Genomic DNA, 24,904 nt, shown 5'->3' with positions numbered 1-24,904 from the left:
TCGGATGGCGCCCCGGGCTTCGCCAATCTCCAACGTCGCGTCCGCAATCACAAACCGGTGATGCCTGTAACGAAGTCCTCCGGCACGGCGAAATGGGAGCATGACCCGCCGCAACGGAGACTGTTTCTCATGACCGGACCAAAGACAACGCTCGGCAAGGCATGGCTCGCCGGCGCGGCCTTCATCGCGCTGGCCGCCAGCGCCGGCGCGGCGTCGGCGCAGCCGCTGACCGTGGTCGAGCTGTTCACCAGCCAGGGCTGCTCGTCCTGTCCGCCGGCCAACGCCAACCTGATCAAGGTCAAGGATCGGCCGGGCGTGCTGGCGCTGTCGTTCAACGTCACCTACTGGGACTATCTCGGCTGGAAGGACACGTTCGGCCGGCAGGAATTCACCCAGCGCCAGGTGAATTATGAGCCGCCGCTCGGCCATGACGGCCCGTTCACGCCGCAGGTGGTGGTGAATGGCAGCGCCGACGCGGTCGGCGCCGCACCCGGCGAGATCGAGCGGCTGATCTCGACCAGCCCGCAGGCCAAGGGCCCGGCGCTTGCGCTCGGCGACGGCAAGGTGAGCATCGGCGCCGGCACAGCGCCTGGCGGGGCGGCCGATGTCTGGCTGGTGCGTTACAGGCGCGGCGTCGTCGAGGTGCCGGTGGCGCGCGGCGAAAACACCGGCCGCACCCTGCCGCATGCAAATGTCGTGCATTCGCTGCAGCGGCTCGGAAGCTGGAACGGCGAGGCGACGACGCTGCCGCTGCCGGCCGATGGCGGCGGGCTCAGCACCGCGGTGCTGGTGCAGACACCAGGGGGCGGGCCGATCCTGGCCGCCGCGGCGAACTGATCATCCTTTCTTCGCGCGATGCCGCATGAGGCGGCAGCGCATCATCCGGCCCGCATCGCGCGCCACAACTCAAGGAGAATACCCGTGACCAAATTCCTGACCGCGCTCGCCTTCGCGCTCGCAACCACGGCGTTCGCCGCCGGCGCCCGCGCCGACGACGCGACCAACGCCATGAAGCCGGCCAACGCGATGGCTACCGAAGCGATGAAGCCGGCGACCGACTCGATGAAGCCTGCCAACGCCATGGCGACCGATGCGATGAGCACGCAGGCGATGAAGCCGGCGACGGATGCGATGAAGCCGGCCACGGATGCGATGAAGCCGGTGACCGATGCGATGAAGCCCGTCGATGCGATGGCTCCAGCGCAATAGGTTGCAGCCGACGCACGCCAAAGTGAGAACCCGGCGGCGGCCGATTTCGTATATGGTGAACAGCAGCAAGGGAGTTCCAACATGACCGCAATTCGACAGCAGAAGCGATCATCGACCTTCGCCAAAGGCGCGCTCGCCGCGCTCGTCCTGACCGTCGCGGCCGCCGCGTTCTGGCAGACGCCGGCGGTCTCGGCCGAGGACGCGGTGGTGATCCCGCCGCCGGCAATGGACGAGAAGGCTGCCAGCGGCAGCGAGACGGCGATCTTCGCCGGCGGCTGCTTCTGGGGCGTGCAGGGCGTGTTCCAGCACGTCAAGGGCGTGACCAAGGCGGTGTCCGGCTACACCGGCGGCAGCAAGGAAAACGCCGTCTACGAGGTCGTCGGCACCGGCAGCACCGGCCATGCCGAGTCGGTCGAGATCACCTACGACCCGTCGCAGGTGACCTATGGCCAGCTGCTGCAGGTCTATTTCTCGGTCGCGCACAATCCGACGCAGCTCAACTACCAGGGGCCGGACCACGGCACGCAGTACCGCTCGACGATCTTCGCCGGCAACGACCAGCAGAAGAAGGTGGCCGAGAGCTACATCGCCCAGCTCGACAAGGCCAAGGTGTTTTCCCAGCCGATCGTCACCACGCTGGAGACCGGCAAGACCTTCTATCCGGCCGAGGACTACCACCAGGATTTCCTGACGCTGAACCCGACCTATCCCTACATCGTCTACAACGACCTGCCCAAGGTGGCGAATTTGAAGACGCTGTTCCCGAAGCTCTACAGCGAAAAGCCGGTGCTGGTGCTGGCGTCGAGCAAGAGCTGAGCGGCAATCTCCCCCCTCGAGGGGGAGATGTCGCCGAAGGCGACAGAGGGGGTCCCCGCGCGTGGAGCGCGGACCCCTATCGGCGCCAGGAAGCAGGCCGAGCCCGGTCGGACCGACCCCCTCTGGCCTGCCGGCCATCTCCCCCTCGAGGGGGGAGAAAGACGCCTTCAATCGTAAGTCAGATCCGTCGCCTTCCCCCCGAACACCCGGTAGGCATAGAACGAATAGAAGATGATGATCGGCAGCACCACGACGACGCCGACGAGGATCACGATCAGGCTTTCCGGCGCTGAGGCGGCCTGCCAGATGGTCAGCTTGTCAGGCACGACGAACGGGTAGAACGACCAGGCGAGGCCGGCGAAGCCGAGCGCGAAGATGGCGGCGAGCGTCAGGAACGGTGTCAGCGCGTGGCGGTCGTTCGGCTTCGGCAGATGGAAGGTCTGCCGCCACAGCCAGACGAACAGCAGCGCCGACAGGATGGGCAGCGGCGAGAGATAGAGGATCTCCGGAAAGAGGAACCATTTGTCGAAGATGCGCGGGCTGGCGAAGGGCGTCGCCAGGGACACCGCGACCATGCCGAGCGCGGCCAGCACCAGCGCGGTGCGCAGCCAGCGCACCGCCTTCTTCTGCAATTCGCCCTCGGTCTTGTAGATCAGCCAGGCCGAGCCCATCGCCGCATAGGCGGCCGACAGGCAGAGCGCCACCAGCGCGCCGAAGGCGATGCCGCCGAGGCCGACGTCGAGGCCGAGCACGTAGACGCCCAGCATATAGCCCTGCGCCAGCGAGGCGACGGCCGAGCCGAGGAAGAAGATGCGGTTCCAGCGATGCTTGCTGCCGGCCGGCACCTTGGCGCGGAAGTCGAAGGCGACGCCGCGCAGGATCAGGCCGACCAGCAGCACGAAGACCGGGATGTAGAGCGCGCTGAGGATGGTGCCGTGCGCCAGCGGGAAGGCGACCAGCAGCAGGCCGACGGCCAGCACCAGCCAGGTCTCGTTGGCGTCCCAGAACGGACCGATGGCGGCGATCATCGTGTCCTGCTCGTGGTCGTCGGCGGCGGCGAACAGGATGCCGATACCGAGATCGAAGCCGTCGAGGATGACGTAGATCAGGATGGCGAGGCCCATCAGGCCGGCGAAGATCAAGGGAAGCAGGGTTGGCCAGTCATAGGTCATTTTCTTGTCCTCCAACCGCGATTGGTCCGACGTGCGGCCATACCGCTTGAAGCAACCGTTTCAGATAAATTGTCGAGGTTGGCGCTGCCCCTCATCGCCCTGCCGGGCACTTCTCCCCGTATACTGACGGGGAGAAGTAGGCTGGCCGCCACGTCGGCGCCTTCCTTGCAACGCCGGTGATTGGCGAAACCGGCGGCAACAGCGCTCCTCTCCCCGTCACTATACGGGGAGAGGATGCCGGGAGGCAGGTGAGGGGCAGCGCCGACGTTGAATGCGTGCATCCTCACTCTCCTGCCGCCGGCTGCGACATGGCGGCGTTCATGACGCCCGGCAGCGGCGAGGCGTCGCCATCCTTGGCCGCCTTCAGCGCCAGGTGCACCAGCACGCCGAGATAGGCGATCAGCAAAGCCAAATAGAGGACGAGATAGATGCCGAGCGTCAGCGCGACATGGCTGCCGGCGACCGGGCCGACGGCATCGGCGGTCTTCAGCACGCCGGTGACCAGCCAGGGCTGGCGGCCGATCTCGGTGGTGTACCAGCCGGCCAGCGTCGCCACCCAGCCGGAGATCGTCATCGGCACCATCAGCAGCGCCAGCGGCCTCGGCAGGCTGTGGCGGCGCTTGAGGAAGAAGGCCGCCGACCACGAGACGATCAGCATCAGGATGCCGGTGCCGACCATGATGCGAAAACCCCAGAACACCGGGAAGACCGGCGGGTGGTTGCCGGGATAGTCGTTCAGCCCCGGCACGACGCCGCTGGTTGAGTGCCTCAGCACGAGGCTGGCGCCGTCGGGGATGGCGACCTCGAATTTGTTTTCCCTGGCCGCCTCGTCAGGCCATGCGAACAGCACCAGCGGCACGTTGGGGCCGGTGTTCCAGTTGGCTTCCATGGCGGCGATCTTCTGCGGCTGGTGCTCCAGCGTGTTCAGGCCGTGCTGGTCGCCGGCGAAAATCTGGATCGGGATCAGGATGGCGGCGGTGAAGACGCCGGTGCGCAGCGCCTTCCACATCGATTCCGAGCGGTCGCCGGTGAGGTAGCGCAGCGCCGACAGGCCGGCGATGAGGAAGGAGACTGTCAGCCCCGAGGCAAGCAGCATATGGACCAGGCGGTAGGGCATCGACGGATTGAAGACGATCGCCCACCAGTCGACGGCGTGCGCCTTGCCGTCGCGCATCTCGAAGCCGGCCGGCGTCTGCATCCAGGAATTGAGCGCGATGATCCAGAAGGCGGAGACCGTGGTGCCGCCGGCGACCAGCACGGTGGCCAAAGTGTGGATGCGGTTGGAGACGCGGCGGAAGCCGAACAGCATGATGCCGAGGAAGGCCGCCTCGAGGAAGAAGGCGGTGAGGATCTCATAGGCGAGCAGCGGCCCGGCGATGTTGCCGACGGTCTCCATGTAGCCCGGCCAGTTGGTGCCGAACTGGAAGCTCATGGTGACGCCCGAGACCACGCCCATGGCGAAGGACAAGGCGAACACCTTCACCCAGGTGAAATAGGCGCGCATCCAGGCGGAATCGCCGGTGCGGTTGTAACGCAGCTTGAAGAACAGCAGCACCCAGCCGAGTGCAATGGTGATCGCCGGAAACAGGATATGGAACGAAATATTCGCGCCGAACTGGATGCGCGACAGAATGAGCGGGTCCATGGGCGACTCCGGCTGCTGCTTATGCCTCACAGAATAGGGCGCTGACGCGGTCCGGTCAAAGCGGCGCGGCGCCACGCGGGGCGCGTTGTCGCAGCAGTTCGGGCGAAAGCGTCAGCGCCCGATCGGGGAATGATTGTCCAGAATTGTCAGGAGCGGCATTGACTTCCCGCCGCGGGCACCGACATTCAGCGCAATAAAAATCCACAACCGCCTTTCAAGCAGCCGTTTTCAGCCATGCCATCCATTATCTCGATTGCCGGGGTGACCAAGACCTACGCCACCGGTTTCAAGGCCTTGAAGGAAATCAACCTCGACATCGAGCGCGGCGAGATCTTCGCGCTGCTCGGGCCGAACGGCGCCGGCAAGACGACGCTGATCTCGATCGTCTGCGGCATCGTCAATCGTTCGTCGGGCTCGGTCACCGTCGACGGTAACGACATCGGCAAGAACTACCGCGCCGCGCGCAGCCTGATCGGGCTGGTGCCGCAGGAGCTGACCATCGACGCCTTCGAGACCGTCTGGGCGACGGTCAACTACAGCCGCGGCCTGTTCGGCAAGCCGCCCAACAAGGCGTTCGTCGAGAAGGTGCTGCGCGACCTCTCGCTGTGGGAGAAGAAGGACGCCAAGGCGATCACGCTGTCGGGCGGCATGAAGCGCCGGCTGATGATCGCCAAGGCGCTGTCGCACGAGCCGCGGGTGCTCTTCCTCGACGAGCCGACGGCCGGCGTCGACGTCGAATTGCGCCAGGACATGTGGGCGATGGTGCGCCGGCTGCGCGAGGACGGCGTCACCATCATCCTGACCACCCACTACATCGAGGAGGCCGAGGCGATGGCCGACCGCGTCGGCGTCATCAACCGCGGCGAGATCGTGCTGGTCGACGACAAGGCCGAGCTGATGCGCAAACTCGGCCGCAAGCGGCTGATGCTGGAGCTGCGCAGTCCGCTCGCGGCCATCCCGGAGAGCTTCTCGCGCTACGCGCTGGAGCTGTCGCCCAATGGCGATCAATTGACCTACACCTACGACAACCAGAGCGACCGGCCGGGCGTCGCGTCGCTGATGCGCGACCTCGAGGCGGCGGGCATCCAGTTCCGCGACATCGACACGGAGAACAGCTCGCTGGAGGAGATCTTCGTCAACCTGCTGAGGCAAGAGCCATGAACCTGCGCGCCGTCTGGGCCATCTACCGGGTGGAAATGGCGCGCGCGCTGCGCACCGTGCTGCAGAGCATCATCTCGCCGGTCATCTCGACCTCGCTCTATTTCGTCGTCTTCGGCTCGGCCATCGGCTCGCGCATCACCGAGATCGACGGCATCAGCTACGGCGCCTTCATCGTGCCGGGGCTGATCATGCTGTCGCTCTTGACGCAGTCGATCTCGAATGCCTCCTTCGCCATCTATTTCCCGAAATTCGTCGGCTCGATCTACGAGCTGCTTTCGGCGCCGGTGTCCTATCTGGAGATCGTCATCGCCTATGTCGGGGGTGCGGCGACCAAGTCGATCGTGCTCGGCCTGATCATCCTGGCCACCGCCTCGCTGTTCGTGCCGCTGCATATCGAGCACCCGTTCTGGATGCTCGCCTTCCTGGTGCTGACGGCGGTGACCTTCAGCCTGTTCGGCTTCATCATCGGCATCTGGGCGAAGAGCTTCGAGCAATTGCAGCTGGTGCCGCTGCTGATCATCACGCCGCTGACCTTCCTCGGCGGCAGCTTCTATTCGATCAACATGCTGCCCGGCATCTGGCGCACGGTGACGCTGTTCAACCCGGTCGTCTACCTGATCAGCGGGTTCCGCTGGAGTTTCTACGGCAAGTCGGACGTCTCGGTCGGCATCAGCCTCGGCATGACCGTGGTGTTCCTGGGCGTCTGCATCGCGATCGTCGCCTGGATATTCAGGACCGGGTATCGATTGCGGAACTGACCGGCAGGTCAGATCGCCTTCACCAGCCGCAGCAGCCCCAGCATCTCGACAAGCGTCCCCCTGCGGAAGGCGACATAGGTCGGCTGTTCCTGGCCGTGGAAACGGCGCTTGAAGGCCGCCTGGCCCTGCAAATTGAACTTCGAGCGATTGATCCAGGCGGAGCCATAGGCGCGCTGGAAGGTGCTGCGCCAGAAGCTCGATTCGGCAAAGCCGCTGGCCTCGATGTCGACCAGCGGCGACAGACCCAGCGTGACAACGGACTTGCCCTCCTCGCGAAAGCGGTCGACGGCGAATTTGGTCAGGCCGATCTCGGCATGCGGCGTGGCGTCGATATGCTTGCGCTTGAAGGCGGTGGTGTAGCCGATGACCTTGCCGTCGCGAAACAGCGGATCGAAATCGAGCAGGGCGACCAGCTCGCCCTCCGGCCCATGCAGCACGAAGCGGCGCATGTCGGCGCCGAGATGGTCGGCGAAGGGCCGGTTGAGGAAGCCCATCTCCCAGCGCTTGACGATGCGCTCGCCGCGCCAGTTCTCCGACAGCCTGGCGATCTCGTCGAGGAAGATGTTGCGCCTGTCCTCCTCGAAGGAAAAACCCTTCTTCGACAGCCAGCGTTCGGAATAGCGCACCGTCTCGTTGCGCTTGCCGGAGAAATCGTGCGCGGGCAGGTGCAGCCTGGTGTCGATGCCCAGACGATTGATGCGGTAGCCGAGACCGGCCAGCACCCGCGCGGTCTCGGCGCCGATCTGCACGAACCAGGGATCGCCTGCGGCCTCGACGAAGCGCTTGATATAGGCCGGCCGCTCGGCCGGCTGCACCACCGGATCGCCGAGCGCGAAATGGTGCTTCATCTTGGTGCCGAAGGCGATGTAGCCGTCGCCATCGCTGAAATAGGACAGCTTCTGCTGCACGGCGGTGGAATAGGCGAGCGAGAAATCGCCATGCCGGCGCACCAGCGCCAGGCGCTCGAGATGCGTCAGGTCGCGCCGCGGAACCTTGGGTGCTGCGCCTTCGAGAAACCTGTCAATGTGGATCCGCAGGGAGGGCATGAGGTTCCGCGTGCCGATAGATGGAGACCCGTCGACCCGCAGGCCCGAATCAGTCGCCTTGGCACGGTCAATCATACCGCGCAGGCGCCATATAGGATGCAATCGGCACCGACAGAAGGGGAAATCTCGGCCAAAGAGTGGCGAGTGGGCAGCGCGCCATGCGCCCTAATCGGCCGGATCGGCTTGCATCCTGTGGTAGCAGGCTTTGACTTTTCATGCGATGTTATATATCATGTTATCGTTTTGAATGAACGAGCTGGATCATGGACGACATCATACGGTCGCTTGGCTTTCTGTGCCTGGGCAGCAGGTTCAAGCGCATCGGCGAGCAGTTGCAGGCGGATACGCAGCGCGTGCTCGACGAGCTGGAGGTCCGGGTCCAGTCGAGCCAGTATCCGCTGCTCGCCGCGCTCGACAGGCTGGGGCCGCTGCCGGTCGGCGAGCTGGCGCAGTCGCTCGGGATCGCCCAGCCGGGCGTCACGCGCAGCGTGGCGCTGCTGGCCGAACTGGGACTGGTCGAGGTCAGCCCGTCGAACGACGACCAGCGGCGCCGAATCGTCTCCCTCAGCCGCAACGGCCGACGGCTGGTCGATGTGGCGAAGCGCGAAGTCTGGCCTCGCATCGAGGAGGCCGTTGCGGCTCTGTGCGCCGACCTGTCCGGGCCGCTGCTAGGCCAGCTCGCCGAAATCGAGGACCGCCTGGCCGCGTCTCCGCTCGACCGTCGCGTGGAAAAGGCCGTGAGTCCGGTGCGATGAACCACCTGCTCGACCGTCCCATCTGGAGCGCGCTCAGCTCGCGACATCAGTCCTTCGCGCAAGGCGACAGCCTGGCCAGGCGATACAGGCCGTCGATCGTTCCGTTCGCGGCCACCGCGGCGGACGACACGGCTAGCCTGGAGGCGCTGGGCAGGCTAATTCCGCCGCTCGAAAGCTCAATCGTGGTCCAGGCGGACGCAATCGTCCTGCCTGCGGCGCTGTCCGCGATTTCGACCGCGTCGCTGGTTCAGATGATCGCCGAGCGGCCGGTGCAGGCCGTATCCGACGAGCGCATCCGGCGGTTGACGCAGGACGATGCCGCCGAGATGCTCGCTCTGGCGGCGCTCACCAGGCCCGGCCCGTTCACGCTTGAGGCGTTGAGCCTCGGCGATTTCTGGGGCGTGAAGATCGACGGCAGGTTGGCGGCGATGGCCGGCGAGCGCATGAAGCAGCCTGGCTACACGGAGCTCAGTGGCGTGTGCTCGCATCCGGATTTCCGCGGCGGCGGCCTCGCCAGGCGGCTGTCCCTGTTCGTGGCAAATCAAATCATGACGCGCGGCGAAATCCCCTATCTCCACGCTTATGCCAGCAATGTCGCGGCCATCGGACTGTACGAGTCCATCGGCTTCCGGCTGAGAAGCATGATGAACATGGCGGTGGTTCAGCGCACCGGATAGGGCGCACCAGCGGCCGTTCTCGCGGACCAAGAGCGTTTCACCGTTTCACGGAACCGGCGAACTGCTCCGTCTCTTTGTTTTGAGGCAATTCCGGACGGAAAACCGCTCACACTTTTCCTGGAATTGCTCTAGGCCGACTTTGGCTCAAGCCGCCGGAAGCCGACGGCTTCCATCAGCATGTCCTCTTCGACCATGCCGGCATTGTGCAGGGCAAGCAGGTTCAGGGCGATTTCCCGGGCTTCGGCCGAATCGGGATGCGCCTGGCGCCGCCGGCAGGCCTCGTCAAAGACGCGCTGCAGCCTGGCGATGTCGGCAGGCTTCAGCAGGCCACGGTCATAAACAGACTTTGGCATGGCAGTCTCCTGACAAGGACCTAGGGCGCCACGCATAAATTGCCAATCTTTCCCGAAGCTTGACTGGTTCCTAGAGTGAAAAGGAGGGATCTCGGGGGGGCCGAGATCCCTCCTTTGATCATGCAATGGGTCGAGATAGACCGCGCGTCAGACGGCGATCTTGCCGCCGCCCTTTTTGGTGATGGCGACCACTGAAGGCCGCGTCGGCATGTCGGGCTTGAAGTCGGGCCAGCGGGTCGACAGGTCCTCATAGTAGGACGGACGGCCGAAGGCCTCCCAGTCCTCGCCGCCGTCGCCCGGATGCTGGACGGCGACGAAGGCGGTCTGGTCGTCCGGCGCGAACAGCGGGCCGCACATTTCGGCGCCGATCGGCACGCGGAAGAACAGCTTCGAGGTCGCCCGCGCCGCGCCTTCGGTGTCGACCGCCCACAGGCCGTCGGTGCGGCCGGTGGCCTTCGGACCCTGGCCGTCGGTGGCGACCCACAAACGGCCAGCCGAATCGACGGCGCAATTGTCCGGCATGCCGAACCAGCCATTGGCGGTGGTCGCGGTCGAGAAGGTGGCGCCGACCTCGGCCACCGAGGGATCGCCGCATTTCAGCAGCACTTCCCATTTGCCCTTGGCGGCAGCGAAGTCGCCGCCATCCTCCGATATCTCGATGATGTGGCCGAAGGCGTTCGACGCGCGCGGATTGGCGGCGTCGACCTGCTCCGCCTTGCGCTTCGAATTGTTGGTCAGCATGACATAGACCTTGCCGTTGGCGCCATTGGGCTGGATGTCCTCTGGGCGGTCCATCTTGGTGGCGCCGAGCAGGTCGGCGGCGCGGCGCGTCTCGATCAGCACGTCGGCCTGGCTGGCGAAGCCGTTTTCCGCAGTCAGCGGGCCCTGGCCGAAGACGATCGGCATCCATTCGACGGTGCCGTCCTCGCCGAACTTGGCGACATGCAGCGTGCCGTCGTCGAGCAGGTCCTTGTTGGCCGCGAGGTCGTTGGCGTTGAACTTGCCGGTGGTGACGAACTTGTAGGCGTAGTCGAAACGCTCGTCGTCGCCGAGATAGAAGACAACGCGGCCGTCCTTGGCGACGATCGATTCCGCGCCCTCATGCTTGAAGCGGCCCATGGCGGTACGCTTGCGCGGCACCGAGGCCGGATCATTGACGTCGACCTCGACGATCCAGCCGAAGCGGTTGGCCTCGTTCGGCTCCTTGGCGAGGTTGAAGCGGTCATAATGCGCGCCCCACTCATAGGCGCCTTCCGGAATGCCGAGGCGCTTGTAGTTGGCGGCTTCCTTGTGGCCCTCCGGCAATTCGCCGGAGAAATAGCCATGGATGTTCTCCTCGGCCATGACATAGGTGCCCCAGGGGGTGACGCCGCCGGCGCAATTGTTGAAGGTGCCGATGACCTTGGTGCCGGCGGGATCGGCATTGGTCTTGAGGCGGTCGTGGCCGGCGGCCGGGCCGGCAAGCTGCATCTCGGTGTTGGAGGTGATGCGGCGGTTGAGCTTGCCGTCGCGCACCACCTGCCACTTGCCGCCGTCCTTGCGGATCTCGACGATGGAGCCGCCATGGGCCGCCATCTCGACGTCGACCTGCTCCTTGCTGAGCGGCGCCACCTCGGCTGCCTTCTTGCCGTCCTTGTCGACGATCTTGACGATGCCGGGGAACATCAGATGCGGGTTGGTGTATTCGTGGTTGACCACCAGCAGGCCATGCTCGGCCGAGCCGTCGATCGGGATATAGCCGACATAGTCGTTGTTGTAGCCGAACTGTTTTGCCTGGGCCTCGGCCGACTGCTTTGCCGGGTCGAATTCCGGCGAGTCGGCAAACAGCGGATCGCCCCAGCGCAACAGCACGTCGGCATCGTAGCCCGGCGCGACATGGTGCTTGTCGTCGATGCCGGCCTCCAGCTCGTCGAAGGTGAAGGCCGAGGCCTCGGCGGCGCGGGCATCGTCGGCGGCGACCAGCGCCAGCGGGCTGACCGTGGCGGCGATGGCCGAAACCGCCAGCGAACCCTTCAGGAAGCCACGGCGCGAGAAGCGCGCGGCGATGATCTCGCCCATGGTGCGGTTGTCGGTGGGATTGACGGCCGGGCCGTCATTCTCCTCGAGCAGGCTGGTTCGGAAACCGGTGTCAGGGGAGCGGTGGTCGGACATGAGCTTTCCTCTGGCTTCTTGGCTGGAGCATGTGACCTGTCGACCCCTATAACCGCTCGATCACATTTTCGTGACACTCGGCGCGTTTTCGGCTGGTTATTTGCCGGCTCATGAACGGCGCCTGTCCCGTCGGCCGGCACCCGTGGCCATTCATCGCTCGCGCATGATTTCAAAATATCGCATCGGTCGGCACCGATCATGGCGGCCGGGACGCATTTTGCGACATCCGGCTTCGATCCTGTCTGAGCGGGGCGCTGGTGAGACGCGGTCTGCTTGACGGCCTCGCGCGCTTCGGAAACAAGGACTGCGGCACGCATGGCGATGGCGGCAATTGGGAGAAATGAACCGTGAGTTTCTGGGGATTGGTGCAGCTTGGCGTTTCGACCGTGATCTTCCTGCTCGCGGCGACCGCGGCCAAGCAATGGGGGCTGGCGCCTAGCCTCGGCAAGATCGTGCTGACGCTGGCGCTCTATTCGCTGGGCAATCTGATCATGCTGAGGCTGATCCGTGAATTCGGCATGTCGGTGTCGTTCAGCCTGTCGGCGGTGATCCAGCTGGTGTCGGTGAACGTCGTGGCGCTCGCCTTCTTCGGCGAGAAGGTCAATGCCCTGCAGGCGACCGGCATCGTGCTGGCGATCGCCGCCGTGGCGCTGATCACGCTCGGGCCCTATATGCAGCGACTCTAAGGCGGTTCAGCGTTTCATGGAATCGCCGAGCCGCCCCGAGTTTTGTTTTGACGCAATTCCTGACGGAAAACCGCTGCGCACTTTTCCTGGAATGGCTGTAGGTCCCGCCCGATGAAATCCGCCGCGGTCGCGTTCTTCAACAAGATCGAGTTTCCGGTCCTTCTGGCCGGGCTGGTGGTCGCCTTCGGACTGTGGGGCTTCGTCGAATTGATGGAGGCGGCGCACGCCACCACGCCGCACGCCTTCGACACCGAGATCCTGCTCGCCTTCCGCCAGGCTGGGCAACCCGACCACCCGATCGGGCCGCTTTGGCTGCAGGGGGCGATGCGCGACATCACCAGCCTCGGCAGCACCAGCGTGCTGGTGCTGATCACCGCGGCGGTGATCGTCTACCTGCTTTTGATCCGCAGGCCGGGATCGGCGCTTCTGATCTTCGTCGCGGTAGCCGGCGGACAGGTGCTGTCCAGCCTGCTCAAGGCCGGCATCGACCGACCGCGCCCGGAACTCGTCTCGCACCTCGTCGACGAGACGTCGCTCTCCTTCCCGAGCGGCCATGCCATGCTGTCGGCGGTCACCTACCTCACGCTGGGCTCGCTGGCGGCGCGCTTCCTGCCGGACCGCACGACCAAGATCTTCGTGCTCTGCCTCGCCGTGCTGATCACGGTGCTGGTCGGCACCAGCCGCGTCTATCTCGGTGTCCATTGGCCGTCCGACGTGCTCGGCGGCTGGTGCGCCGGCTTCGCCTGGGCCATGCTGTGCTGGCTGGTGGCGCGGTTCCTGCAGCGGCGCCATGCGGTGAGCGACAGTGAGTAGCCATGTTTTATCCATACTCAATGATGCTTGAAACATCATGATGTTTGTACTATCCATTGATACTGCAGACTCAGACAAGGGTTCTGGCCGATGATCACCGCCCAGCAGATGCGCGCCGCGAGGGCGCTGGCCGGCATCGATCAGAAGACGTTGGCCGAGCGCGCCGGGGTTTCGCTTCCGACCATTCAGCGCATGGAGGCGAGCGACGGCGTCGTCAGGGGCGTGGTCGACACGCTGATGAAGGTCATCCAGGCACTCGACGAGGCCGGGGTGGAACTGATCGGCGAGAACCAGGCCAGCGAGCGCGGCGGCCGGGGCGTGCGCCTCAAGCCGGCCGTATCGCAGAACCCGCAAGGCTGAGTCGCGTAATAGTCGCGACGGCGACCGCCGACATGCTGCCGACGATCCCCGCCGCCTTCGAGACGCGGAAGGCAGTCCATGGATCAGGCCCGGCGGGCAAACCACCAGCAGGCACGGCCGACATTTGCCGAACTGTTCACCCCAAAGCTGGTGACGGTGCTGCGTGAGGGCTACTCGCTAGCACACTTCAGGACCGACGCGATTGCCGGGCTGACGGTTGCCATCGTGGCGCTGCCGCTGTCGATGGCGATCGCGATCGCCTCCGGCGTGACGCCCGAGCGCGGCCTCTACACTTCGATCGTCGGCGGCTTCATCATCTCGGCGCTCGGCGGCAGCCGCTTCCAGATCGGCGGCCCGGCAGGCGCCTTCATCGTGCTGGTGGCGGCGACGGTGGCGCGCGTCGGCGTCGACGGGCTGCTGCTGGCAACGATGATGGCCGGCGTCTTCCTGCTCGCCATCGGCTATCTGAGGCTCGGCACCTACATCAAGTTCATCCCCTATCCGGTGACCGTCGGCTTCACCGCGGGGATTGCCGTCATCATCTTCTCCGGCCAGATCACCGAGCTGTTCGGGCTGACGCTTGCCGGCAAGGAGCCGGGGCCGCTGGTGCCGAAGCTGATGGCGCTCAGTGAGGCGGCCGGCACGATCAACCCGGCCGCGACCTTCGTGGCGGTGCTGACCATCGCGACCATTGTCTTTCTCAAGCGCTGGCGGCCGAAATGGCCGGCGATGCTGATCGCCATCGGGCTGGCCTCGCTGGTCGTGGCTGTGTTCGCGCTGCCGGCCGAAACGATCGGCACGCGCTATGGCGGCATCCCGCGCAGCCTGCAGTGGCCGGCGTTTCCGCCCATCGGCATCGACAGGATGGTCGACGTGCTGCCGGATGCGGTGGCCTTCGCGCTGCTCGGCGCGATCGAATCGCTGCTCTCCGCCGTGGTCGCCGACGGCATGACCGGGCGGCGGCACCGCTCCAATTGCGAGCTGGTGGCGCAAGGCTTCGCGAACATCGCGTCGGCCCTGTTCGGCGGCATCTGCGCCACCGGCACGATTGCCCGCACCGCCACCAATGTGCGGGCCGGCGCGCATGGGCCGGTCGCGGGCATGGTGCATTCGGCGATCCTGCTGGTGCTGATGCTGGTGGCGGCGCCGCTGGCCAGCTACATCCCGCTGGCCGCGCTTGCCGGCGTGCTGGCGGTGGTGTGCTGGAACATGTTCGAGAAGCAGGCCTTCGCGACGCTGCTCCGCACCTCCCGCGGCGATGCGCTGGTGTTGATGGCGACCTTCCTGATCGTCGTCTTCCGCGACCTCACCGAGGGCATCGTCGTCGGCTTCGCGCTGGGCTCGATCCTGTTCATCGACCGCATGGCCAAGTCGATCGCCGTCGAGGCCGATCAGCCGCTGGTGCCGGACGACATCGCCGACCGCGCCAGCACCTATGATTCCAGCGAGGCGAGCGATGCCGACACCGTCGTCTACCGCATCTCGGGCGCCTTCTTCTTCGGCGCCGCCTCGACTGTCGGCACCGTGCTCGACCGCATCGCCGACCAGAGGAAGAACTTCATCCTCGACTGTTCGGCGGTGCCGTTCTTCGATTCCACCGCCGCCAACGTCATCGAGGGCGCGGCGCACAAGGCGAGGCGCGCCGGCGTGCGCTTCATCATCGCCGGCGCCGCCCCGCAGACGCGGCGCATGCTGATCAACCACGGCGTCAAGCGACCGCTGGTCACCTATGCCGCCTCGATCCGCGACGCGCGGGCGCAGCTCAAGGCGCCCGACGGCTGATCGCTGAGCGGGCGGCCTCGACCCGAGCCGACCGCCCGACGGCCTCAATCGAGGCTGAGCGCGGCGACCTCGCCCTCGTTCATCAGCGGCACGAAGATCGTTTTGCCGTCGGCGCCGATGTCGGCGCTGCCCGGCTTGAAGGTGGCGAAGGCCTCCGGCTTGCCGCCATCCTTGTAGCGATAGAGCGTGCCGGTCATGTAGGCGGTGGCGTAGATGCTGTCGCCGATGGCGACGACGCCATCGAGGTCGGCGAATTTTTCCGCGCCGGGCAGCGGCGAGATCGCCTTGCTGGCGAGGTCGACCGAAAGCAGGCCGCCCGGCTCGGCGGTGCTGAAATCGGGCTTTATCCCCTTGCCCCAGGAGGCGACGATCAGCCTGCCGCCGTCGGCGAAGATGCCGTTGGGCGAGGCAAGCAGCGCGTCCTTGACGAACAGCTCCGGCCTGTCGCCGTCGATGCGGTAGATGGTGTCGGCCAGCATGTCGCTGACATAGATCTTGCCCGCGCTGTCCGCCGTCATGTCGTTGAGGAAGACGGCATTCGGCACGTCGATGCTGGCGACCAGCTTGCCGCTGGCCAGATCGACGACGCGGACCTTGGTGATGTCGGCGACGTAGAGCTTGCCGCCCGAGAGCGCCATGCCCTTGGGCGCGTCCATGCCGTCGGTCCAATGCCGGGCGACGAGCTTGCCGTCGAGCGACAGCACCGACAGATAGCCGTTGCCGTCGGCCTCGCCGGGATTGCCGGCGATGTTGGAGACGATGATGCGCTTGTTGGCGGCATCGAAGAGCGCCGATTCCGGCTGCTCGAAGCCCGAGGCGCGCCAGATTTCGCCGGCCTCGGCGATTGGCGTCATGGCGGCGAAGGCGAGGATGGTCGAAACGATGAGGGTTTTCATGACTGGTCTCCTGCAATGACGGACGGAGAGCTAGGTTTTTCGATACTTTTCCGGAAGGCCTCTTCCAGCTAGTATCGACAATCGATACGAAATTACGCTGACGAGGTGCATTCCATGAATGGTCCGATCTTCGAGGCCCTGAAACGGACGCTGAAGGCGAAGGGCCTGACCTATCGCATGCTGGCCGAGCGCATGGGCGTTTCCGAGCCGACGGTGAAGCGTATCTTCCATGAGAAGAACTGCAAGCTCGACCGCCTGGTCGAGATCTGCGCCGCCGCCGATGTCGAGCTCGAAAACGTGCTCGGCTCGATGAACCGGGGGCCGGGGCCGGCCAACCACGTCGCGCCGGAGATCGAGCGCAAGCTGGCGGCGCGGCCGGCGCTGCTGTTCGTCTTCATCATGCTGTCGGAGAAGTTCACGCCGCAGGGCATCATGCGCTCGCAAGGGCTGAGCGAAGCCTCGATGTTCCTTTACCTGCGCGACCTCGAGGCGCTCGGCCTTGTCGAGATCGGGCGCGGGCTTTCGGCGCGGCTGCTGGTCGAGACGCCGATCCAGTGGAATTTCGATGGACCGCTGAGGCCGCTGTTCGAGATGACCAACAAGAATTTCATCGGCTGGGCGATCACCCATCTGGAGCGCGAGGCGAGTTTCGTCAGCTTCTCGCGGCGGATGCGGCCGGAAACGGCGCAGATGGTGCGACGCGAGGCGGAGGAGCTGGCCGAGCGCGCAAAACTGCTTGCCCACCACGACCAGCACACGACGCCCGAGGACCAGCTCATCGGCTACAAATGGACCTTTGCCTTCGGCGCGACGCCGTTTCCGGCGATCATGCCGATCGGGCCGCATGCGCGCGATGCCGGGGCCGCGGCTCCCGCAAAGGGACGCCGACCCTTGCCGGCCTGATACTTGCCCCTGGACCGGGGTTGCGCACAGCGATGCCGACGGCGCAGCCGGTGCTTCAAAAATGAAGCCACATTCATGATAGGATTCGCGGATCGATTTGCCAGACCTCCGGGTTTTGCCCAACGCGCGACCCGTCCCCGTGACACCGAAGTGATCCCATGTCGACCGCACCAACACTTGAACTTCGCCGCTTTTCGCGCCTGAAAAACTTGCGGGAGCGCGCAGAACGCCAGGGGGCTGCATTGCAGTTCTGGGCGCGTACGGCATCGCTTGCCGCGATCTCCTGCTTCTTTTCATTGATCAGCCGCTGGGATGCCTCGCTACTCTTCGTGCTGGCGGGACTGGTGCTGTTCCAACTCGTCGGCCTGATCCAGTTTCTCTTTGTGCGCCGTCGCACGGCGCCATGGTGGATCGGCTACGTCGTCGGTACGCTGGACATCATTCTGTTGACCGTGCTGCTGATAACGCCCAACCCGTTTGCCCAAGAGGTCGCGCCGGCCGCGATGCAACTGCGCGAAGGCAGCTTCAAATTCCTGCTGATTTTCGTATGCCTTGGCGCGCTGACCCTTTCGACTCGACTGGCGCTCTATCTGGGCGCGCTCGCGGCCTTGACGTGGGCGATCGGGGTGGGATGGGTGATTGTTCATCCGGGTACCGTCATTCCGGCGACGAACCTCTATTCACTGCCGCTGACAGAGCGACTGAACCTCTATCTCAACCCCAATTTCGTCGACACGTTCGCGCAGGCGACCAACGTTCTGGTCGTGCTGATTATCGGCGCGATAATGGCGCTGGTCGTCTCGCGTTCCCGACATCTGTCGGAAGACTATGTCAAGGCAGAGCGGGCCCGCGCCAATCTCGCCCGGCATTTTTCGCCCAACGTGGTCGACCAGCTCGCCACCGATGACGAACCCTTCGGCCCGGTCCGCCGGCAGGAAATCGCGGTGCTGTTCGCCGACATCGTCGGCTTCACCCACTATTCCGAGGATCATCCGGCCGAAGCCGTGTTCGAACTTCTGCGTCAGTTCCACCGTCGCATGGAGCAGGTCGTATTCGACCACCACGGCACCGTCGACAACTATATCGGCGATTGCATCATGGCGACATTCGGGGTTCCGCAAGCCAGCCATGACGACGCGACCCGGGCCATCCAGTGCGCTGAAGCGATGATCGCCACTCTCGGAGACTGGAATGTCCAGCGTGTGTCGAGGGGATATCCGCCGCTGGACGTTCGGATCGGCGTCCAGTATGGCGCGGTCGTCCTCGGCGCGGTCGGCAGCGAGCGCAATCTGTCCGTCGCGGTGGTGGGCGACACCGTCAACGTCGCCAGCCGTTTGCAGGCACTCTGCCGTGAGCTGAAGGCGAGTATCTGCTTTGGGTCGCGACTGATCGAGGCCGCGAAGGCGGAATCGCCCACGACACAGTTGAACGCGCGCGATCATGGGCCGGTGAGCATCCGCGGCCGGGACGAACCGGTCCATGTCTGGGTCGGACACAGAGCCGAAAACCAGGGCGCCGTTGCGGTTTCGGCGTGACGCAGACCAGGCCGAAAGCCATCACCCGTCTGAAGCGATTGCTCCCGCCTTTGCGGCTTCGGCGTCCATTATAGCGTCGCCCCACGCGACTGCCCGGTAGTCGAAGCCATATTCCAGCGTCGGCTTGACGATGCGGAAGAAGGGCGACAGGTCGAAATCGCGCGGCGTGTAAAGCGAGTGGTGGCGGATGTGCAGGATTTCGCGGCGCATGTAGCTCGACTGCGCCGAGGCGCGGCCGGGGGCGCGGGTGATCTCGGGCAGGATCGGATAGCGGATCTGGCCATAGGCCTCGGCGATCAGCGTCGAGCAGATCGCCCGCGTCGGATCGCCGGAGCCGAAGGCCAGCATGCGGCGGCGCCAGCGCACCGGCACCGGCGGCGTCGGCAGGAAGAAGCGCAGCATGTCGAAGATGTTCTTGAGATCGTATCGCAGGCCGAGCTTGCCGATCATGAAGGCAACGACCTTGTCGCGGTCTTCCGGCGTCAGCCCGCTCGCCCGGCAGATGCGGGTGTTGTAGGTGCGATAGCGCGACAGCGGCACGGCGACACAGCCTTCGCCGAGCGTGACTTCGATCAGGCGCGGCCGCTCCGAGCCATCCGAGGGTGCGGGCAGAGCGTCGCCGACATAGAAGGCGGCATGCGACCAGGTCGACTGGGTCAGGTATTTGATGACCGCCGAGATCTTCTGGTTGCCTTCGATGAGCAGGATGTCGCCCGGCTCGAGCGCGCGGCGCAGCGTCTCGGCATCGGATGGCGTGTAGGGCTCGTAGCCCGACGATTCGTCCTGCAGCCGGCCGGCAAGCCAGCGGCCAAGGCGGTCGAGAAGCGTGTCGGCCGGCGCGGTCATGGTAGAGCGTGCTTAGCACGGGCCGGCGGGGAAGTGCCAGCGCGGGAGGCTGGCTCCCCCTTCTCCCTGGTGGGAGAAGGAAAAGCGGTCAGCCGGCGGCCGCGGCCAGATCGTCCGGGGCGCCGGCGAGATCGTCGCGGGCCTTGCGGGCGAGCTTCCTGGTCGAGCGCTTGGGGCTGTCGCCGAACAGCTCGATCGCATCGGCAAGGCACGACTTCCTGAGGCTCTTCTCCGAGCGCTTCAGGAGCTTGGCGAGAAGCCTTGTGTCCTCGGGCGGCCCGAGCGGCTCGCCATCGGCATCGAGCAGCGCGCGCATGACGAAAACATCGTGCAGATCGCCCAGCCTTTCGCCCAGCGAATCGACCGCCTTGCGGCGGGACTTGATCGGGGTCGGCCACAGCCGGCCGAGCAGCGACAGGTGCATGCTGTGGGTCTTGGCCGCCTTGCGCAAATCGTGGAAATCGTCGGCCTCGCCGCGCGAGCCTGCCTTGTCCAACGCCTTGCGCGCCCGCCGCAAGATGGCGCGAGCGCCTTCGGCGAGGATGTCGGCCGCCTGTTCGGGCTGGTCGGGCAGCGAGAGCCTGTCGATGTGGCCGAGGCCTTCCCGGCAGGCGGCGGCGGCGGCGCTGATCGCGGCATCGAGACCGGCGCCGGCATGCATTTCATGCTGGCGCATCACCAGCCGGTCGCGCACGGCGTCGAGGCCGCCGCCGGCGCTCTGCCCCGGAAAGGCGGCAGCCAGGCGGTCGACGGTCTCGATCAGCGCCGTCGCCTCGCGCGGTCCGGCAAGCAGCGCCGATACCTGCTTGTAGCACTCGTTTTCGGTCTGGCAGAACGGTTCGCCCCCGGAACGAACCAGGCGCAGCAAGGCGCGCACGCTCTTCAGCCGCTTGCGGCATTTGTGCAGCCCCTGCTCGGGCTTCTCGCGCGCCGTCTCGAGATGGGCAAGCGCCCTGCCGACCTCGTCGGCCAGGATGCGCCTGACCTCGCCGGTCAGCGGCAAGCGCGGATCGATGCGAAAACTCATGCGGCGATCTCCGGAATCCCCCCAAGGGCGAGCGACGCGTTGTAGAATCTCGACTCGCCGGTGATTTCACGGCCGAGCCATTCAGGCAGCATTTCGTCAGGCACGTCTTCCGGCGTCTCGAGCTCGGCCACCACCAGCCCCGCCAGCATCCCGCCGAAGACATCGACTTCATAGAGATAGCCGCGGTGCCTAACATGGTGACGTGTCTTCTCAATGACACGCCCGACGGCGAAGGCCTGCATCTCCTGCGCCTCCACGAGCGGGATCGAATATTCGAACTCGTCGCGCTCGCGCGCCCTGCTGCCGAACTTCAGCGTCAGCTTGGCCGAGACGCCGTCGCTGATGCGCACACGCACCGAGCGGCCGGGTGTTGCAGCAAGGTAGAACTGCCGAATGCGGATATCCGCCTCGACCCGATCGCGCCAGGCGGGGCTGGCGACCAGGAACTTGCGTTCTACTTCCTTGACCATGGCCGCGCACTAAAGCGCGCGTGGACCAACATGGCAAGCCAATGCCGAGAATCAATTTGACTTTAATCAATCGATTGATTAAACGAATATCATGAGCAAGAAAACGAGCGCCAAACCTTCCCATCGCGAAGCTTCTCCCGCCGAGCAGACGCGCGCCGCGCTCGTGCACGCGGCGCTCAAGCTGTTCGGCCGGCAAGGCTATGACGGCACCTCGACGCGCGAGATCGCCGCCGAGGCCAAGGCCAATATCGGCTCGATCGCCTATCATTTCGGCGGCAAGGAAGGCCTGCGCACCGCCGCCGCCGATTACATCGTCGACACGATCCAGACGATTGCCGGACAAGCCGTTGGAAGTCAGGCCGATGGCGCGGCACAGGCGGGAACCGGTCCGGAAGCGGCGCGGGCGCAGCTCTTCACCGCGCTGGAGCGGATGGTGGCCTTCATCGTTGCCAGCCCGCAAGCCGGCGAGATCGTACAATTCGTACTTCGGGAAATGGCCCACCCGACGGCCGCGCTCGACCGCATCTATGCCGGCGTGTTCGAGCCGACGCACCGCAGGCTTTGCATGATCTGGGAGCAGGCGACGGGCGAGCCGGCCGAGAGCGAGCGCACCCGGCTCACGGTGTTCACGCTGATCGGCCAGGTCATCTATTTCCGCATCGGCCGCGAGGCAGTGATGCGCCGGATGGGCTGGCGCGAGATCGGCGAGGCCGAGGCCGCCAAGGTGGTGGCGATCGCCTCGGACAATCTCGGCGCAATTCTTGCTGCCCGCAGCAACGCCGCCCGCAAGGAGGGCAAACCATGAGCTTGCTTTGTTCGCTGCCGCTTGCCGCCCAGCTGTTCGCCGCCTGCGCGCCGGCGGCGCCGCTCGCCGTCGGCTATGTCGAGGGCGACTACGTGCTTTTGGCGCCGATCGAAGTGGCGCAGGTGGAGACGGTCGCCGTCAAGCGCGGCGACCGCGTCGCGCCGGGCGCGACCGTGGTGACGCTGGAGAGCGCCGACGCCAAGATCGCCGTGGCGCAGGCCGAGGCAGCGCTTGCCCAGGCCGAGGCGCAGCTTGCCGACCTGCAAGTCGGCAAGCGCCCGGAAGAGATCGCCGTGCTCAAGGCGCAAGTCGACATGGCGAGGGCGCAGGCCGCCGACGCCAAGCGCCGCTACGATCGCGCCAGCGACCTCTACAAGCGCGGCACCGGCACGCAGGCCGACTATGACACGGCGTCAGCGGGGCTGGAGACAGCCAACGCGCAGCTCGGCCAGGCCGAGGCCAACCTCGCCGTCGGCGGACTGCCGGCGCGGCCAGAGACGATCAAGGCCGCCGACAACCAGGTCAAGCAGGCGCAGTCGGCGCTGGAACAGGCTCAGTGGCGGCTGTCGAAACGCGTGCTGACGGCGCCCTCGCCCGGCCGCGTCAACGACGTGATCCGCAATCCGGGCGACACCGCCGGCCCGACCGCTCCGGTCGTCTCGCTGCTGCCGGACGGTGCCGTGAAGCTCAGCGTCTATGTGCCGGAAAGCGCCTTCTCGTCGGTCAAGGTCGGCGCGCTGCTCAGCGTTCATTGCGACGGCTGCGGGCCCGAGCTGAAAGCGCGCGTCAGCTATGTGTCGCCGGACCCGGAGTTCACGCCGCCGGTGATCTATTCGCTGGAGAACCGGCAGAAGCTGGTCTTCCTGGTCGAGGCGCGACCCGAGGGCGATGCCGGCCCGCTGCAGCCCGGGCAGATCGTCGACGTCGACCTGGCGGATGCCGGAAAATGAACGTCATCGACGTCCATGGCCTGGTCAAGCGCTTCGGCAACAAGACCGTCGTCGACCATGTGACGATGACGGTGGCCGAAGGCGAGATCGTCGGCTTTCTCGGGCCGAACGGCTCCGGCAAGACGACGACCATCCGCATCATGTGCGGGCTGCTGACGCCGGACGAGGGCGAGGGCACGGTGCTCGGCTTCGACATCCGCACCGACTCGCTCAGCATCAAGCGCGAAGTTGGCTACATGACGCAGAAATTCTCGTTCTACGAAGATCTCACGATCGGCGAGAACCTCGAATTCGTGGCCCGGCTCTATCAACTGAGACCGGTCGAGGAGCATGTGGCGCGGACGCTGGAGGAGCTTGGCCTGACGACGCGCCGCAGCCAACTCGCCGGCACGCTGTCGGGCGGCTGGAAGCAGCGGCTGGCGCTCGCCGCCTGCATCATGCACAAGCCGAAGCTGCTGCTGCTCGACGAGCCGACGGCCGGTGTCGATCCCAAGGCGAGGCGCGAATTCTGGGACGAGATCCACCGGCTGGCGAGCGGCGGCCTGACCGTGCTGGTCTCGACCCATTACATGGACGAGGCCGAGCGCTGCCACCGGATCAGCTATATCTCCTACGGCAAGATGCTGGCCACCGGCACGGTGGAAGAGGTGGTGAAGAATGCCGGGCTCACCACCTTCGTCGTGCAGGGTCCGCGCCTCGACCAGGTCGCGGAGGCGCTGCAGGGCCGCACCGGCGTCGACCAGGTGGCGCCGTTCGGCGCGACGCTGCATGTCGTCGGCTCCGACAAACAGGCGCTCAAGGCGGCGCTCGCCGATGTCGAGAAGCAGCACAAGGGCGTGACGGTGACGCCGGGCGAAACCAGCCTCGAGGACGTGTTCATCCAGTTCATGGCCGGCTCGAAGGACAATATGGGATGAAAAACAGGATGAGCGCCCTGTTCTCCTTCGCCAGGCTCGGCGCGCTGCTGATCAAGGAGTTCATCCAGATGCGGCGCGACCGCATCACCTTCGCCATGATGCTGGGCGTGCCGCTGATGCAACTGGTGCTGTTCGGCTATGCCATCAACAACGATCCGAAGAGCCTGCCGGCGGCGCTGGTGGCGACCAGCAGCGACCCCTACACGCGGGCCATGGTCTCGGCGCTGCAGACCACCGGCTACTACCGCTTCGACCATGTCGCGCAAAGTGCGGCCGAGGCCGAGTTCCTGATGTCGCGCGGCGACGTCGCCTTTGTCGTCACCATTCCCGCCGATTTCGCCCGCCGCGTCGAGCGCGGCGACAGTCCGCAGATCCTGATCGAGGCCGACGCCACCGACCCAGCGGTGGCGAGCGGCGCCATCTCGACGCTGGGCACGGTCGCCAACCAGGCGCTGCTTCGGGCGCGCGGCATGCAGGAGGCGGCGGCGGAAACCGGCAAGGGCCAGCTCGAAGTGGTGGTGCACCGGCGCTACAATCCCGAGGGCATCTCGCAATACAACATCGTGCCCGGCCTGCTCGGCGTCATCCTGCAGATGACGATGGTGATGATGACGTCGATCGCGCTGACGCGCGAGACCGAGCGCGGCACGATGGAGAACCTGCTCGCCATGCCCTCGAGCCCGCTCGAGATCATGATGGGCAAGGTGCTGCCCTATCTGGTGGTCGGCGCCGTGCAGGTGGTGGTGGTGCTGGCGGCGGCGAAGCTCTTGTTCACCATCCCGTTCACGGGCTCGATCTCGCTGCTGTTGACCGCCGTGCTGATCTTCGTGCTGGCGCTGGTGCTGCTTGGCTACACCATCTCGACCATCGCCCGCACGCAGATGCAGGCGCTGCAGCTGACCTTCTTCTTCTTCCTGCCGTCGATCATGCTGTCGGGCTTCATGTTCCCCTATCGCGGCATGCCGGGCTGGGCGCAGCTGTTCGGCGAGATCCTGCCGCTGACGCATTTCCTGCGCATCATCCGCGCGGTGATGCTGAAGGGCGCCGAGCTGCCGGCGGTGGCGACCGAGATCGGCTGGCTGGTGCTGTTCGTGGCGCTGTTCGCCGGCGTCGCGCTGGTGCGGTTCAGGCGGACGCTGGACTAGGTCCAGCAAGGCATGGACTCCGTACG

26 protein-coding genes are annotated in these 24,904 nt (G+C 65.7%); 17 read left to right on the top strand and 9 right to left on the bottom strand.

All coding sequences use genetic code 11. From position 1 onward, the window contains the following. The first annotated feature begins 129 nt into the window (after nt 1–129). From PU724_RS23695 to msrA, 3 genes are all read left to right on the top strand, one after another. Nucleotides 130–837: a DUF1223 domain-containing protein gene (locus PU724_RS23695; protein ID WP_354423982.1), complete on the top strand. Its 708-nt coding sequence runs from the start codon at nt 130–132 to the stop codon at nt 835–837. Between the two features lie 84 nt (nt 838–921). Beyond that, nucleotides 922–1,209, top strand: a complete 288-nt coding sequence (locus tag PU724_RS23690; protein ID WP_354423981.1) for a hypothetical protein — start codon at nt 922–924, stop codon at nt 1,207–1,209. Nucleotides 1,210–1,290: 81 nt separating this feature from the next. After that, complete coding sequence (msrA, locus tag PU724_RS23685; protein ID WP_292174564.1) at nt 1,291–2,025, top strand: peptide-methionine (S)-S-oxide reductase MsrA; 735 nt, start codon at nt 1,291–1,293, stop codon at nt 2,023–2,025. Between the two features lie 167 nt (nt 2,026–2,192). Here msrA and PU724_RS23680 read toward each other — a convergent pair whose 3' ends face one another. Then, a complete protein-coding gene (locus PU724_RS23680; RefSeq protein WP_128273269.1) occupies nt 2,193–3,197 on the bottom strand; it encodes a cytochrome d ubiquinol oxidase subunit II in 1,005 nt (334 codons plus the stop codon). 283 nt (nt 3,198–3,480) lie between these two features. Beyond that, nucleotides 3,481–4,842, bottom strand: coding sequence for a cytochrome ubiquinol oxidase subunit I (locus PU724_RS23675; RefSeq protein ID WP_354423979.1), 1,362 nt, complete (start codon nt 4,840–4,842; stop codon nt 3,481–3,483). A 234-nt stretch (nt 4,843–5,076) separates the two neighbouring features. On the opposite strand from PU724_RS23675, the gene PU724_RS23670 reads away from it, so the two are divergent. Continuing rightward, entirely contained in the window at nt 5,077–6,003 is a 927-nt protein-coding gene (locus tag PU724_RS23670) for an ABC transporter ATP-binding protein (protein ID WP_135859545.1), read from the top strand. Further along, nucleotides 6,000–6,761, top strand: coding sequence for an ABC transporter permease (locus PU724_RS23665; RefSeq protein ID WP_127284561.1), 762 nt, complete (start codon nt 6,000–6,002; stop codon nt 6,759–6,761). Before PU724_RS23670 ends, PU724_RS23665 begins: the two co-directional genes overlap by 4 nt. Before the next feature lie 8 nt (nt 6,762–6,769). Here the strand turns inward: PU724_RS23665 and PU724_RS23660 are convergent, their stop codons facing one another. Continuing rightward, nucleotides 6,770–7,807, bottom strand: coding sequence for a phosphatidylglycerol lysyltransferase domain-containing protein (locus PU724_RS23660; RefSeq protein WP_354423976.1), 1,038 nt, complete (start codon nt 7,805–7,807; stop codon nt 6,770–6,772). A gap of 263 nt (nt 7,808–8,070) precedes the next feature. Here PU724_RS23660 and PU724_RS23655 point away from each other — a divergent pair, with 263 nt between their 5' ends. Further along, nucleotides 8,071–8,562 (top strand): MarR family winged helix-turn-helix transcriptional regulator, encoded by a 492-nt coding sequence (locus tag PU724_RS23655; protein ID WP_354423974.1) that lies wholly within the window; start codon nt 8,071–8,073, stop codon nt 8,560–8,562. Next, nucleotides 8,559–9,239 carry a GNAT family N-acetyltransferase gene (locus PU724_RS23650; RefSeq protein ID WP_354423972.1) on the top strand — a complete coding sequence of 227 codons (681 nt, stop codon included), beginning with the start codon at nt 8,559–8,561 and terminating at the stop codon, nt 9,237–9,239. Before PU724_RS23655 ends, PU724_RS23650 begins: the two co-directional genes overlap by 4 nt. Before the next feature lie 128 nt (nt 9,240–9,367). On the opposite strand, the gene PU724_RS23645 is transcribed toward PU724_RS23650, so the two are convergent. Next, complete coding sequence (locus PU724_RS23645; protein WP_127284565.1) at nt 9,368–9,592, bottom strand: hypothetical protein; 225 nt, start codon at nt 9,590–9,592, stop codon at nt 9,368–9,370. Nucleotides 9,593–9,739: 147 nt separating this feature from the next. After that, nucleotides 9,740–11,743, bottom strand: a complete 2,004-nt coding sequence (locus tag PU724_RS23640; RefSeq protein WP_354423970.1) for a PhoX family protein — start codon at nt 11,741–11,743, stop codon at nt 9,740–9,742. A 347-nt stretch (nt 11,744–12,090) separates the two neighbouring features. On the opposite strand from PU724_RS23640, the gene PU724_RS23635 reads away from it, so the two are divergent. The 4 genes from PU724_RS23635 to PU724_RS23620 all read left to right on the top strand — a co-directional run bounded on the left by PU724_RS23635 (nt 12,091) and on the right by PU724_RS23620 (nt 15,384). Next, nucleotides 12,091–12,429, top strand: a complete 339-nt coding sequence (locus tag PU724_RS23635) for a hypothetical protein (protein ID WP_127284567.1) — start codon at nt 12,091–12,093, stop codon at nt 12,427–12,429. Between the two features lie 111 nt (nt 12,430–12,540). Continuing rightward, nucleotides 12,541–13,242, top strand: coding sequence for a phosphatase PAP2 family protein (locus PU724_RS23630; protein WP_127309435.1), 702 nt, complete (start codon nt 12,541–12,543; stop codon nt 13,240–13,242). A gap of 90 nt (nt 13,243–13,332) precedes the next feature. Continuing rightward, nucleotides 13,333–13,602 carry a helix-turn-helix domain-containing protein gene (locus PU724_RS23625; protein ID WP_127309434.1) on the top strand — a complete coding sequence of 90 codons (270 nt, stop codon included), beginning with the start codon at nt 13,333–13,335 and terminating at the stop codon, nt 13,600–13,602. Nucleotides 13,603–13,680: 78 nt separating this feature from the next. Further along, entirely contained in the window at nt 13,681–15,384 is a 1,704-nt protein-coding gene (locus PU724_RS23620) for a SulP family inorganic anion transporter (RefSeq protein ID WP_354423967.1), read from the top strand. A gap of 44 nt (nt 15,385–15,428) precedes the next feature. On the opposite strand, the gene PU724_RS23615 is transcribed toward PU724_RS23620, so the two are convergent. Next, a complete protein-coding gene (locus PU724_RS23615; RefSeq protein WP_127284571.1) occupies nt 15,429–16,280 on the bottom strand; it encodes an SMP-30/gluconolactonase/LRE family protein in 852 nt (283 codons plus the stop codon). A 114-nt stretch (nt 16,281–16,394) separates the two neighbouring features. Here PU724_RS23615 and PU724_RS23610 point away from each other — a divergent pair, with 114 nt between their 5' ends. Further along, complete coding sequence (locus PU724_RS23610; RefSeq protein ID WP_292351644.1) at nt 16,395–17,183, top strand: helix-turn-helix domain-containing protein; 789 nt, start codon at nt 16,395–16,397, stop codon at nt 17,181–17,183. 158 nt (nt 17,184–17,341) lie between these two features. Beyond that, nucleotides 17,342–18,718, top strand: a complete 1,377-nt coding sequence (locus tag PU724_RS23605; protein ID WP_354423964.1) for an adenylate/guanylate cyclase domain-containing protein — start codon at nt 17,342–17,344, stop codon at nt 18,716–18,718. 21 nt (nt 18,719–18,739) lie between these two features. Here PU724_RS23605 and PU724_RS23600 read toward each other — a convergent pair whose 3' ends face one another. The 3 genes from PU724_RS23600 to PU724_RS23590 all read right to left on the bottom strand — a co-directional run bounded on the left by PU724_RS23600 (nt 18,740) and on the right by PU724_RS23590 (nt 21,061). After that, entirely contained in the window at nt 18,740–19,564 is an 825-nt protein-coding gene (locus PU724_RS23600) for a C40 family peptidase (RefSeq protein WP_354423962.1), read from the bottom strand. 88 nt (nt 19,565–19,652) lie between these two features. After that, nucleotides 19,653–20,591, bottom strand: a complete 939-nt coding sequence (locus PU724_RS23595; RefSeq protein ID WP_354423960.1) for a CHAD domain-containing protein — start codon at nt 20,589–20,591, stop codon at nt 19,653–19,655. Further along, the gene (locus PU724_RS23590; RefSeq protein ID WP_354423958.1) at nt 20,588–21,061 is read right to left on the bottom strand and encodes a CYTH domain-containing protein; all 474 of its coding nucleotides are present in this window, start codon (nt 21,059–21,061) and stop codon (nt 20,588–20,590) included. Before PU724_RS23590 ends, PU724_RS23595 begins: the two co-directional genes overlap by 4 nt. A 91-nt stretch (nt 21,062–21,152) precedes the next feature. Here PU724_RS23590 and PU724_RS23585 point away from each other — a divergent pair, with 91 nt between their 5' ends. From PU724_RS23585 to PU724_RS23570, 4 genes are read left to right on the top strand one after another with little or no spacing between them, the layout of a single operon-like run. Further along, nucleotides 21,153–21,866 (top strand): CerR family C-terminal domain-containing protein, encoded by a 714-nt coding sequence (locus tag PU724_RS23585; protein WP_354423956.1) that lies wholly within the window; start codon nt 21,153–21,155, stop codon nt 21,864–21,866. Then, nucleotides 21,863–22,816: an HlyD family secretion protein gene (locus tag PU724_RS23580; protein ID WP_354423954.1), complete on the top strand. Its 954-nt coding sequence runs from the start codon at nt 21,863–21,865 to the stop codon at nt 22,814–22,816. Before PU724_RS23585 ends, PU724_RS23580 begins: the two co-directional genes overlap by 4 nt. Continuing rightward, nucleotides 22,813–23,733, top strand: coding sequence for an ABC transporter ATP-binding protein (locus PU724_RS23575; protein WP_354423952.1), 921 nt, complete (start codon nt 22,813–22,815; stop codon nt 23,731–23,733). The genes PU724_RS23580 and PU724_RS23575 overlap by 4 nt, the downstream gene beginning before the upstream one ends. A gap of 8 nt (nt 23,734–23,741) precedes the next feature. Further along, nucleotides 23,742–24,878, top strand: coding sequence for an ABC transporter permease (locus PU724_RS23570; protein WP_354424000.1), 1,137 nt, complete (start codon nt 23,742–23,744; stop codon nt 24,876–24,878). Nucleotides 24,879–24,904: the final 26 nt, after the last annotated feature.

It is taken from the genome of Mesorhizobium abyssinicae, from assembly GCF_049887195.1.
GTDB lineage: Bacteria > Pseudomonadota > Alphaproteobacteria > Rhizobiales > Rhizobiaceae > Mesorhizobium > Mesorhizobium abyssinicae.
This window is presented reverse-complemented; position numbering and strand designations above follow the sequence as displayed.

Coding starts and splice junctions, on each gene's coding strand:
- PU724_RS23695 (WP_354423982.1), top strand. CDS start 130: ATGACCGGACCAAAGACAACGCTCGGCAAGGCATGGCTCGCCGGCGCG.
- msrA (WP_292174564.1), top strand. CDS start 1,291: ATGACCGCAATTCGACAGCAGAAGCGATCATCGACCTTCGCCAAAGGC.
- PU724_RS23680 (WP_128273269.1), bottom strand. CDS start 3,197: ATGACCTATGACTGGCCAACCCTGCTTCCCTTGATCTTCGCCGGCCTG.
- PU724_RS23675 (WP_354423979.1), bottom strand. CDS start 4,842: ATGGACCCGCTCATTCTGTCGCGCATCCAGTTCGGCGCGAATATTTCG.
- PU724_RS23670 (WP_135859545.1), top strand. CDS start 5,077: ATGCCATCCATTATCTCGATTGCCGGGGTGACCAAGACCTACGCCACC.
- PU724_RS23665 (WP_127284561.1), top strand. CDS start 6,000: ATGAACCTGCGCGCCGTCTGGGCCATCTACCGGGTGGAAATGGCGCGC.
- PU724_RS23660 (WP_354423976.1), bottom strand. CDS start 7,807: ATGCCCTCCCTGCGGATCCACATTGACAGGTTTCTCGAAGGCGCAGCA.
- PU724_RS23655 (WP_354423974.1), top strand. CDS start 8,071: ATGGACGACATCATACGGTCGCTTGGCTTTCTGTGCCTGGGCAGCAGG.
- PU724_RS23650 (WP_354423972.1), top strand. CDS start 8,559: ATGAACCACCTGCTCGACCGTCCCATCTGGAGCGCGCTCAGCTCGCGA.
- PU724_RS23645 (WP_127284565.1), bottom strand. CDS start 9,592: ATGCCAAAGTCTGTTTATGACCGTGGCCTGCTGAAGCCTGCCGACATC.
- PU724_RS23640 (WP_354423970.1), bottom strand. CDS start 11,743: ATGTCCGACCACCGCTCCCCTGACACCGGTTTCCGAACCAGCCTGCTC.
- PU724_RS23630 (WP_127309435.1), top strand. CDS start 12,541: ATGAAATCCGCCGCGGTCGCGTTCTTCAACAAGATCGAGTTTCCGGTC.
- PU724_RS23625 (WP_127309434.1), top strand. CDS start 13,333: ATGATCACCGCCCAGCAGATGCGCGCCGCGAGGGCGCTGGCCGGCATC.
- PU724_RS23620 (WP_354423967.1), top strand. CDS start 13,681: ATGGATCAGGCCCGGCGGGCAAACCACCAGCAGGCACGGCCGACATTT.
- PU724_RS23615 (WP_127284571.1), bottom strand. CDS start 16,280: ATGAAAACCCTCATCGTTTCGACCATCCTCGCCTTCGCCGCCATGACG.
- PU724_RS23610 (WP_292351644.1), top strand. CDS start 16,395: ATGAATGGTCCGATCTTCGAGGCCCTGAAACGGACGCTGAAGGCGAAG.
- PU724_RS23605 (WP_354423964.1), top strand. CDS start 17,342: ATGTCGACCGCACCAACACTTGAACTTCGCCGCTTTTCGCGCCTGAAA.
- PU724_RS23600 (WP_354423962.1), bottom strand. CDS start 19,564: ATGACCGCGCCGGCCGACACGCTTCTCGACCGCCTTGGCCGCTGGCTT.
- PU724_RS23595 (WP_354423960.1), bottom strand. CDS start 20,591: ATGAGTTTTCGCATCGATCCGCGCTTGCCGCTGACCGGCGAGGTCAGG.
- PU724_RS23590 (WP_354423958.1), bottom strand. CDS start 21,061: ATGGTCAAGGAAGTAGAACGCAAGTTCCTGGTCGCCAGCCCCGCCTGG.
- PU724_RS23585 (WP_354423956.1), top strand. CDS start 21,153: ATGAGCAAGAAAACGAGCGCCAAACCTTCCCATCGCGAAGCTTCTCCC.
- PU724_RS23580 (WP_354423954.1), top strand. CDS start 21,863: ATGAGCTTGCTTTGTTCGCTGCCGCTTGCCGCCCAGCTGTTCGCCGCC.
- PU724_RS23575 (WP_354423952.1), top strand. CDS start 22,813: ATGAACGTCATCGACGTCCATGGCCTGGTCAAGCGCTTCGGCAACAAG.
- PU724_RS23570 (WP_354424000.1), top strand. CDS start 23,742: ATGAGCGCCCTGTTCTCCTTCGCCAGGCTCGGCGCGCTGCTGATCAAG.